The 8,673-nt window shown below is 70.6% G+C and carries 8 protein-coding genes; 5 read left to right on the forward strand and 3 right to left on the reverse strand.

From position 1 onward, the window contains the following. The first annotated feature begins 1 nt into the window (after position 1). The 5 genes from uraD (at position 2) to EOINJALH_RS18450 (ending at position 5,840) form a co-directional block, all read left to right on the forward strand. The gene (gene uraD / locus EOINJALH_RS18430) at positions 2–1,768 is read left to right on the forward strand and encodes a 2-oxo-4-hydroxy-4-carboxy-5-ureidoimidazoline decarboxylase (protein WP_404872776.1); all 1,767 of its coding nucleotides are present in this window, start codon (positions 2–4) and stop codon (positions 1,766–1,768) included. Then, on the forward strand, positions 1,765–3,009 hold the full coding sequence (locus EOINJALH_RS18435) for a M20/M25/M40 family metallo-hydrolase (protein ID WP_088282733.1): 1,245 nt from the start codon (positions 1,765–1,767) through the stop codon (positions 3,007–3,009). Before uraD ends, EOINJALH_RS18435 begins: the two co-directional genes overlap by 4 nt. 173 nt (positions 3,010–3,182) lie before the next feature. Next, positions 3,183–4,241 (forward strand): ABC transporter substrate-binding protein, encoded by a 1,059-nt coding sequence (locus EOINJALH_RS18440; protein WP_088282735.1) that lies wholly within the window; start codon positions 3,183–3,185, stop codon positions 4,239–4,241. A 10-nt stretch (positions 4,242–4,251) separates the two neighbouring features. Next, positions 4,252–5,076: an ABC transporter ATP-binding protein gene (locus tag EOINJALH_RS18445; RefSeq protein WP_088282736.1), complete on the forward strand. Its 825-nt coding sequence runs from the start codon at positions 4,252–4,254 to the stop codon at positions 5,074–5,076. After that, positions 5,073–5,840, forward strand: coding sequence for an ABC transporter permease (locus EOINJALH_RS18450; protein WP_088282738.1), 768 nt, complete (start codon positions 5,073–5,075; stop codon positions 5,838–5,840). The genes EOINJALH_RS18445 and EOINJALH_RS18450 overlap by 4 nt, the downstream gene beginning before the upstream one ends. A 45-nt stretch (positions 5,841–5,885) precedes the next feature. Here the strand turns inward: EOINJALH_RS18450 and EOINJALH_RS18455 are convergent, their stop codons facing one another. The 3 genes from EOINJALH_RS18455 to EOINJALH_RS18465 all read right to left on the reverse strand — a co-directional run bounded on the left by EOINJALH_RS18455 (position 5,886) and on the right by EOINJALH_RS18465 (position 8,663). After that, entirely contained in the window at positions 5,886–6,386 is a 501-nt protein-coding gene (locus EOINJALH_RS18455) for a hypothetical protein (RefSeq protein WP_088282740.1), read from the reverse strand. 301 nt (positions 6,387–6,687) lie between these two features. Continuing rightward, a complete protein-coding gene (locus EOINJALH_RS18460) occupies positions 6,688–7,359 on the reverse strand; it encodes a glutathione S-transferase family protein (protein WP_088282742.1) in 672 nt (223 codons plus the stop codon). Next, positions 7,356–8,663, reverse strand: a complete 1,308-nt coding sequence (locus EOINJALH_RS18465; RefSeq protein ID WP_088282744.1) for a TIGR03862 family flavoprotein — start codon at positions 8,661–8,663, stop codon at positions 7,356–7,358. The genes EOINJALH_RS18460 and EOINJALH_RS18465 overlap by 4 nt, the downstream gene beginning before the upstream one ends. Between the last annotated feature and the right edge of the window lie 10 nt (positions 8,664–8,673).

Here is an 8,673-nt window from a genome sequence, read left to right on the forward strand (position 1 = left end):
CATGCTGACCCTTGCTCAACTCAACACCGCGCCGCTCGACGAGGCCTGCGCCTGGCTCGACGGCACCTACGAACACTCGCCCTGGATCGCCCGCGAGGCGCTGGCCAGGCGCCCCTTTGCCACGCTGGCCGCGCTGAAGCACGCCATGGTGCAGGTGGTGCGCGACGCCGGCCGCGAGCGGCAGATCGCGCTGATCCGCGCCCACCCAGAACTCGCCGGCAAGGCCATGGTGAGCAAGACGCTCACCGCCGAATCGACGAACGAACAGGGCAAGGCCGGCCTGACCGACTGCACGCCCGACGAGTTCGCGCGCATCCAGCGGATGAACGCCGACTACAACGCGAAGTTCGGCTGGCCCTTCATCCTGGCCGTGCGCGGCCCGCGCGGCACGGGCCTGGACCGCCACCAGATCATGGCCACCTTCGAGCGCCGGCTGCAGGGCCATCCTGACTTCGAGCTGGCCGAGTGCCTGCGCAACATCCACCGCATCGCCGAGATCCGGCTGGCCGACAAGTTCGGCGAGACGCCCACGCTCGGCGAGCAGGTGTGGGACTGGGCCGAGGCGATGGCGGTGCACAGCGACCCCGGCTTCAAGGAAGCCGGCGAGCTCACAGTGACCTACCTCACCGAGGCGCACCGTGCCTGCGCCGCGCTGCTGCAGGGCTGGATGCGCGAGTGCGGCTTCGACGAGGTGCGGCTGGACGCGGTGGGCAACGTCGTCGGTGTCTACCACGGCAGCGACGCGTCCTCGAAGCGCCTGCTCACCGGCAGCCACTACGACACCGTGCGCAACGGCGGCAGGTACGACGGCCGCCTGGGCATCCTGGTGCCGATGGCCTGCGTGCGCGAGCTGTCGCGCGCCGGCCGGCGCCTGCCCTTCGGCTTCGAGGTCGTCGGCTTCGCCGAGGAGGAAGGCCAGCGCTACAAGGCCACCTTCCTGGGCTCGGGCGCGCTGGTCGGACAGTTCGACCCGGCCTGGCTGGACCAGACCGATGCCGACGGCGTCTCGATGCGCGACGCGATGCGCGCCGCCGGCCTGCCGGCGACGATGGACGCGATCGCCGGCGAACGGCGCGATCCCTCGCGCTACCTCGGCTTCGTCGAGGTGCACATCGAGCAGGGCCCGGTGCTCGACGCCATGGACCTGCCGCTGGGCGTGGTCCGCTCGATCAATGGCAGCGTGCGCTACCTCGGCGAGGTCGCCGGCCAGGCCAGCCACGCCGGCACCACGCCGATGGGCCAGCGGCGCGACGCCGCGCTGGCGGTGGCCGAACTGGCGCTGTTCGTCGAGCGGCGTGCGGCCGCCGTGCCCGACGTGGTCGGCACCGTCGGCATGCTGGAGGTGCCGGCCGGCTCGATCAATGTGGTGCCGGGACGATGCCGCTTCAGCCTCGACCTGCGCGCCACCACCGACACAGCTCGCGATGCCCTGGCCAAGGACGTGTGCGCCGAGCTGCAGGCCATCTGCGCACGGCGCGGCGTGGCCCACACGCTGGAGGAAACCCTTCGTGCCGCCGCCGCCCCCAGCGCACCCGACTGGCAGCAGCGCTGGGAGGCCGCGGTGCAGTCGCTGGGCCTGCCGGTGTTCCGCATGCCCAGCGGCGCCGGCCACGACGCGATGAAGCTGCACGAGGCCATGCCGCAGGCGATGCTGTTCGTCCGCGGCGGCAACTCGGGCATGAGCCACAACCCGCTGGAGACCATCACCGCGCACGATGCGCAACTGGTGGTCCAGGCCTTCTCCCACCTCCTCGAGCACCTCGCATGACCGCAGCCTCTGCCACCGACTTCAACGCCCTCGACGCCTGGGTCGATGCCCACTTCGACGAGGAGGTGCGCTTCCTGCAGGCGCTGGTGCAGGTGCCCACCGACACGCCGCCCGGCAACAACGCGCCACACGCCGAGCGCACCGCCGAGTTGCTGGCCGACATGGGCCTGACAGCGGAAAAGCACGCCGTGCCGGCGGCCGAGGTGCAGGCGTACGGCCTGCAGTCGATCACCAACCTGATCGTGCGCCAGCGCTTTGGCGAGGGCGGCCGCACCATCGCACTCAACGCGCATGGCGACGTGGTGCCGCCGGGCGACGGCTGGACGCACGCTCCGTACGGCGGCGAGGTCGTCGACGGCAAGCTCTACGGCCGTGCCTCGGCAGTGAGCAAGGGCGACTTTGCGAGCTTCACCTTCGCGCTGCGCGCACTTGCGGCAGTGGCGCCGCCGGCAAAGGGCGCGGTCGAGTTGCACTTCACCTACGACGAGGAGTTCGGCGGCGAACTTGGCCCCGGCTGGCTGCTGGCCAAGGGCCTGACCAAACCCGACCTGCTGATCGCCGCCGGCTTCAGCTACCAGGTGGTCACGGCCCACAACGGCTGCCTGCAGATGGAGGTGACCTTGCACGGCCTGGCGTCGCACGCGGCCTACCCACACACCGGCGTCGATGCATTGCAGGCGGCCAACCAGCTGCTCACCGCGCTGTACGCACACAACGACGTGCTGCGCACCAGGCTGTCGAAGGTGGAAGGCATCACCCACCCCTACCTCAACGTCGGCCGCATCGAAGGCGGCAGCAACACCAACGTCGTGCCCGGCAAGGTGGTGCTCAAGCTCGATCGCCGCATGATCCCCGAGGAGAACTCCGCCGCGGTCGAGGCCGAGGTGCGCGGCCTGATCGAGGCCACCGTGGCGACCTGCCCGGGCGTGCGCGTCGAGATCAGGCGCCTGCTGCTGGCCGAATCGCTGAAGCCCGACAACCGCAACGCACCGCTGGTGGCCGCGCTGCAGCGCCACGGCCAGGCGGTGTTCGGCGAGCCGATCCCCACCAGCGGCACGCCGCTGTACACCGATGTGCGCCTGTACGGCGCACACGGCGTGCCGGCGGTGATCTACGGCGCCGGCCCGCGCACCGTGCTGGAGTCGAACGCCAAGCGCGCCGACGAGCACCTGGTGCTGGACGACCTGCGCCGCGCCACGAAGGTCATTGCGCGGGCCTTGAGCGAACTGCTGGCGGGCTGATCCGCCCTGCTCCGGTGCATGACGGGGCGCGGCATCGGGTCTGCCGGGTCGCGGCGCCCCAAAGCAGTGCCGGCCGTGCCGCGGCTTATCATCAGATCGCGGTCCGGCAAGCACGGTTCTTGCTGACTGCGGAATCCAGAACCCCAACTCGAAACCAGTCGTCGGAGCCCCTCATGTCGTCGTTCAGCGCCCTCACCCGCCGTGCCTGCCTGGCCGTGGCCGCCTTCGCCACGCTCGCCGCCGCCCTGCCCGCCCACGCGCAGGACACCGCCATCAAGTTCCAGCTCGACTGGCGCTTCGAGGGCCCCAGCGCCTTCTTCCTGCTGCCGGTGAGCAAGGGCCTGTTCAAGGCCGAGAAGCTGAATGTCACGGTCGACGCCGGCAATGGCTCGGGCAACGCCGTCAACCGCGTCGCGTCGGGCACCTACGACATGGGCTTTGCCGACCTGGCCGCGCTGATGGAGTTCCACGCCAACAACCCCACCGCGCCGAACAAGCCGGTGGCGGTGATGATGGTCTACAACAACACGCCCGCGGCCGTGTTCTCGCTGAAGAAGACCGGCATCAAGACCCCGGGCGACCTGGCCGGCAAGAAGCTCGGCGCGCCGGTGTTCGACGCCGGCCGCCGCGCCTTCCCGATCTTCCAGAAGGCCAATGGCATCGGCGCCGTCAACTGGGTCAGCATGGACCCGCCGCTGCGCGAGACCATGCTCGCCAAGGGCGATGTCGACGCCATCACCGGCTTCTACTTCACCAGCCTGCTCAACCTCGAGGCGCGCGGCATCAAGCCCGACGAGATCGCGGTGCAGATGTTCCCGGCCCATGGCGTCAAGCTCTACGGCAACGCCATCATCGCCAGCGAAGAATTCCTGAAGAAGAACCCCGAGGCGGTGAAGGCCTTCCTGCGCGCCTTCACCAAGGGCGCCAAGGCCGTGATCGCCGACCCCGTGGCCGCCACCGCGGTGGTGAAGGAGCGTGACGGCATCGTCAACGCCGCACTGGAAGAGCGCCGGCTGCGGCTGGCCATCGAATCGTCGATCGCCACCGCCGACGCCAAGGCCGAAGGCTTCGGCGACGTCAAGGGCCCGCGCCTGGCACTGATGGCCAGCCAGGTGGCCGATGCCTTCGCCACCAAGACCCGCGTCAACCCCGACGCCGTCTGGAACGGCAGCTTCCTGCCCTCGGCCGCCGACCGCGACATCTTCGGCGCCAAGGCCGCGGCGAAGAAGTGACGGGGTCGAAGTGACCCCCTTCGTCGACTTCCGCAACGTCTGGCTGGCCTACAACGAGGATCTGCTCGCGCAGGGCCACTTCGCGGTCGAGGACATCTCGCTGGCCGTCGGCGAGGGCGAGTTCATCGCCATCGTCGGGCCCTCGGGCTGCGGCAAGTCGACCTTCATGAAGCTGGCCACCGGCCTGAAGCGCCCGAGCAAGGGCTCGATCGCCATCGGCGGCCAGCCGGTGACCGGGCCGTTGAAGATCACCGGCATGGCCTTCCAGGCGCCCAGCCTGCTGCCCTGGCGCACCACGGTGCAGAACGTGATGCTGCCGCTGGAGATCGTCGAGCCCTACCGCTCCAGTTTCAAGGCCAAGCGCGCCGAGTACGAGGCCAAGGCCCGCGCGCTGCTGCAGAGCGTGGGCCTGGGCGGCTACGAAGACAAGTTCCCCTGGCAGCTGTCGGGCGGCATGCAGCAGCGCGCCAGCATCTGCCGGGCGCTGGTGCACGAGCCGAAGATGCTGCTGCTCGACGAGCCCTTCGGCGCGCTCGATGCCTTCACCCGCGAAGAACTGTGGTGCACGCTGCGCGACCTGCAGGCGGCGCAGAAGTTCAACGTCATCCTGGTCACGCACGACCTGCGCGAGAGCGTGTTCCTGGCCGACACGGTGTACGTGATGAGCCGCAGCCCGGGCCGCATGGTGGTGCGCCGATCGATCGAGCTGCCGCGCCCGCGCGACCTCGAGCTGACCTACACGCCCGAGTTCACCGACATCGTGCACGAGCTGCGTGGCCACATCGGCGCGGTGCGCAACACCATGGGCCGCCCTGCCACCGGGGCAACGGCATGAAGCAGAAACAGCTCGAGACCTGGGCGCCCTGGGCGCTGCTGGTGCTGTTCATCGCCGTCTGGCAGCTGGTCTGCACGGTGTTCAACGTCAGCGAGTTCATCTTTCCCAGCCCGGCGCGCATCTGGTCGCAGTTCCTCGAATTCAAGGGCGAGATCGCCAAGCACGCCTGGCGCACCTACTGGGTGACGATGGTCGGCTTCGGCATCGCCATCGTCGTGGGCGTGCTGCTGGGCTTCCTGATCGGCAGCTCGCGCCTGGCCTACGCCGCCATCTACCCGCTGATGACCGGCTTCAACGCGTTGCCCAAGGCGGCCTTCGTGCCGATCCTGGTGGTGTGGTTCGGCATCGGCGTGGGGCCGGCGGTGCTCACCGCCTTCCTGATCTCGTTCTTCCCAATCACGGTGAACATCGCCACCGGGCTGGCCACGCTGGAGCCCGAGCTGGAAGACGTGCTGCGCGTGCTGGGCGCCAAGCGCTGGGACGTGCTGGTGAAGGTGGGGCTGCCACGCTCGATGCCCTACTTCTTCGGCTCGCTGAAGGTGGCCATCACGCTGGCCTTCGTGGGCACCACGGTGTCGGAGATGACGGCCAGCAACGAGGGCATCGGCTACCTGCTGGTGTCGGCCGGCTCGTCGATGCAGATGGGCCTGGCCTTCGCCGGCCTGGTGGTGGTGGGCGCGATGGCGATGGGCATGTACGAGTTCTTCTCGGTGCTCGAGAAGCGCATCACCGGCTGGGCGCATCGGGGCTCGAACGCCACCTGAGCCCGGCCGGCCCAGGCGATGCCCGCGCCGGCGGGCCGCCGCGCGTCAGGCCAGTTCGCCGGTGAAGCTGGAGTCGGCCACCTTGGCCGGCGTCACGGCCACAAGGTAATCGCGGCCGGCCTGGGCCCCGCGCAGGGCGGTGACGAGCTGCTGCGCCTGCACCGTCGCCTGGGCCAGCGCGGCGGCGTCGGGGGCGCGTTCGATGCGGATGGCCACCGATTCACCCACCGGCCCCACCAGGTCGATCAGGCGCCGCACGGCCAGGCGGCGGTGGTCGGCCAGGCGGGCCTGGGCCTTCGTCACCGGCGCGGGCACCGCGGGCGTGACCACGCTGGCCAGCACGTCGCGCATCTGCTGGTCGACGAAGGCACCGTAGTCGCGCAGTCGCTTCTCCTGGCTTTCCAGGGCCTTGGCGATCACCTGCCGGGCGTAGGCGGCGTCGCGCATGAAGGCCATCACGTCCAGTGACCAGCCAAATTCGCGGCGCATCGGCACCACCATGCGGACGACGGTGTCCAGGACCAAGGATTGCGGCGTGCGGTTCATGCTCTTCCCTTTCGACAGGCTCTGTGGCCGATGTGTCAGGCGCTGAAGGAACCGACCGTCACACGACGGCACAAGTCACTACACACGCTTACAACGCCACGATGCTAGCGCCGAACCTGTGGGGATTCCTGGACTCGAGGTGGGGAAATGCCGCCATCCCCCTCAGGCGGGGGGGTAGGAATGGCACAGCGCCTGGACCGGGGTCAAGGCGACCGGCCTGCGGAGCCCTCGGCACCACGGTGCCCCGGGACGAACCGCACGTCGACTGGTGCTCGGCCGGCGACGCCACCACCGCACCCGGTCAGCTGGCGTAGTCGTAGGGGCCGCCGCGCTCCAGGGCTCGCCGGTAGGCCGGACGCGCATGGATGCGCTGCAGGAAGGCCATCAGCCGGGGGCGCGACGCGTCCAGCCCGGCGCGGGCGGCGGCAGCCTCGAGCGGGAAGCTCATCATGATGTCGGCCGCGCTGAAGTCAGCGCCCGCAAACCAGCCGTACTCGGCCAGTTCGTTCTCCATGAAGTCGAGCTGGCGCTTCAGGTTGGGCCACACCACCACGTCCTGCGCCTTGGCGCAGATGCCCTTGACCACCGGCCGCACCAGGAAGGGCATCGGCGCCTCGGCGATCTTGTCGAACACCAGCTTCATCAGCAGCGGCGGCATCGCCGAGCCCTCGGCGAAGTGCAGCCAGTAGCGGTAGCGCAGGTGCGCCGGCGTGCCCAGGGCCGGCGCCAGGCGGCCCTCGCCGTGGCGCTCGATCAGGTACTCGACGATGGCACCGGTCTCGGCCACCGTCACCTTGTCGTCGGTGATCACCGGCGACTTGCCCAGCGGGTGCGCCGCCAGCAGCTCGGGCGGCGCCAGATGGGTCTGCGGATCGCGCGCGTACTGCTTGATGCGGTAGGGCACACCCAGCTCTTCCAGCAGCCACAGCACGCGCTGCGAGCGCGAATGGTTCAGGTGGTGGACGGTGATCATGGCCCGATTCTGGCGCCATCGGCGGCCTGCTGGCGCCACCAGTCGAGCACGCCGCGGCCCGCTGCGCGGCCGCCGGCCAGACAGGCGGTGAGCAGGTAGCCGCCGGTGGGCGCCTCCCAATCCACCATCTCGCCGACGCAGAACACGCCGGGGCAGGCGCGCAGCATGCACCGCGCGTCCATCGCCTCGAAACGCACGCCACCGGCGGTGCTGATGGCCTCGGCCACCGGGCGCGGCGCGGTCAGCACCAGCGGCCAGGCCTTCAGTTCGGCGGCCAGCCCGGCCGCGTCCTGGGCCACGCGCCGGGCCAGTTCGTCGGCCGACCAGCGCTCGCGCAGCAGCGCGGCCTTGACACCATCGAGCCCAGCCTGCTCGCGCAGGTGGTTGGGCAGCGAGCGCGTGCCGCGGCCCTTGGCCAGCGCGGCCGACAGCCGCGCCAGGTCGCGCCCCGGCACCAGGTCGAGGTGGATGGTGGCGCTGCCCTGCGCCTCGATCGTGTCGCGGATCAGCGCCGAGGCGGCGTACACCAGGCTGCCCTCGATGCCGCCGGCGGTGACGACGAACTCGCCCGGCCGGTCGAAACGCTGGCCCATCGCGTCGACCGCCATCAGCCGCACCGACTTCACCGGCGTGCCGGCAAAGCGCTGGGCGAAGTACGGGCTCCAGCCGACATCGAAGCCGCAGTTCGACGGCCGCAGCGGCGCCACGGCCACGCCCAGCGCGGCCAGGCCGGGCCACCAGGCACCATCGGAACCGAGCTGCGGCCAGCTGGCGCCGCCCAGCGCCAGCACCACCGCGTCGGCCTGCACGGCCTGCTCGCCGGACGGCGCATCGAAGCGCAGCGCGGCGGGCAGGGCCGAGCGGCTCTCGCCCGGTGCCCAGCCCAGCCAGCGGTGGCGCATGTGCAGGCGCAGGCCCGCTGCGCGCAGCCGGTGCAGCCAGGCGCGCAGCAGCGGCGCGGCCTTCATCTCGGCCGGGAAGACGCGGCCGGAACTGCCGACGAAGGTGTCGATGCCCAGGCCCGCCGCCCACTCACGCAGGTCGGTCGGGTTCAGCGCATCGAGCCAGGGCGCGACGTCGTCGCGCCGATCGCCATAGCGCCCGATGAACGCGTCCATCGGCTCGCTGTGCGTGAGGTTCAGCCCGCCCTTGCCGGCGAGCAGGAACTTGCGGCCGACCGAGGGCATGGCGTCGTAGAGATCAACCGAGGCGCCACCCTGCAGCAGGGCCTCGGCCGCCATCAGCCCGGCGGGGCCGCCACCGATGATGGCCACGCGGGGGGTCACGGGTGCTTGAACAAGCACGGGAGGGAGG

Origin of the sequence: Ideonella sp. A 288 (assembly GCF_002198735.1) — a bacterium.
In the GTDB taxonomy this organism is placed as follows: domain Bacteria; phylum Pseudomonadota; class Gammaproteobacteria; order Burkholderiales; family Burkholderiaceae_C; genus Pseudaquabacterium.

Coding starts and splice junctions, on each gene's coding strand:
- uraD (WP_404872776.1), top strand. CDS start 2: ATGCTGACCCTTGCTCAACTCAACACCGCGCCGCTCGACGAGGCCTGC.
- EOINJALH_RS18435 (WP_088282733.1), top strand. CDS start 1,765: ATGACCGCAGCCTCTGCCACCGACTTCAACGCCCTCGACGCCTGGGTC.
- EOINJALH_RS18440 (WP_088282735.1), top strand. CDS start 3,183: ATGTCGTCGTTCAGCGCCCTCACCCGCCGTGCCTGCCTGGCCGTGGCC.
- EOINJALH_RS18450 (WP_088282738.1), top strand. CDS start 5,073: ATGAAGCAGAAACAGCTCGAGACCTGGGCGCCCTGGGCGCTGCTGGTG.
- EOINJALH_RS18455 (WP_088282740.1), bottom strand. CDS start 6,386: ATGAACCGCACGCCGCAATCCTTGGTCCTGGACACCGTCGTCCGCATG.
- EOINJALH_RS18460 (WP_088282742.1), bottom strand. CDS start 7,359: ATGATCACCGTCCACCACCTGAACCATTCGCGCTCGCAGCGCGTGCTG.